At 67.8% G+C, this 566-nt stretch carries 1 protein-coding gene and 1 pseudogene; both read left to right on the forward strand.

The features are described 5' to 3' along the window. Positions 1-182 precede the first annotated feature (182 nt). Positions 183-353: a hypothetical protein gene (locus CCN51_RS56085; protein WP_014176619.1), complete on the forward strand. Its 171-nt coding sequence runs from the start codon at positions 183-185 to the stop codon at positions 351-353. 65 nt (positions 354-418) lie between these two features. Then, positions 419-566, forward strand: a pseudogene (locus CCN51_RS58265) (PDZ/DHR/GLGF domain-containing protein); the annotation flags it as partial.

Here is a 566-nt window from a genome sequence, read left to right on the forward strand (position 1 = left end):
TAGGGGGACGCATAGCACCTCGGGTGCGTGGCGCAAGGTGAGCGAGGCACGCCGGGGGGAGATGTCACGCGGACGGGTGTCCTCCGATTGCGTAACCCGCACCCTGCCCTGAGCGTTGAGCTGGCGGAGGATTAATCTGCTCATCTGTCAGTCGCGGTTGTGTCAGGGGACGGGAGGCCGCCGTGGGTGTGCTTCTGTGGTTGCTTATTCCGGTTCTCGCCGCGTTGGCCGCCGTGCTCTATACGGCCTGGGCCTCGCGCACTCGCAAGACCGGGGATGTCGCCGAGCTCGCCGGGTACGCACGGTTCCGTGCGGCGATGGAGCGCGCACATTCCGATTCGGATGCCGCCTAGCGGTCGTCGGCTCGTACGGACGGCCCGGGCGGTGGACTGACGGGCGTGTCCCGTACTGTCGTTCCATGCCACGCCGCACTGCGACGATGCTCGCTTCCCTTCTGATGCTGATCGCGCTGCTGTGCGCCGGGGCGCTGCTCCCGGTGCCGTACGCGGAGATGTCGCCGGGCCCGACGTACAACACCCTGGGCTCGCACAAGGGTGAGTGCGTGC

The sequence above is a fragment of the Streptomyces milbemycinicus genome, from assembly GCF_002154605.1.
GTDB lineage: Bacteria > Actinomycetota > Actinomycetes > Streptomycetales > Streptomycetaceae > Streptomyces > Streptomyces milbemycinicus.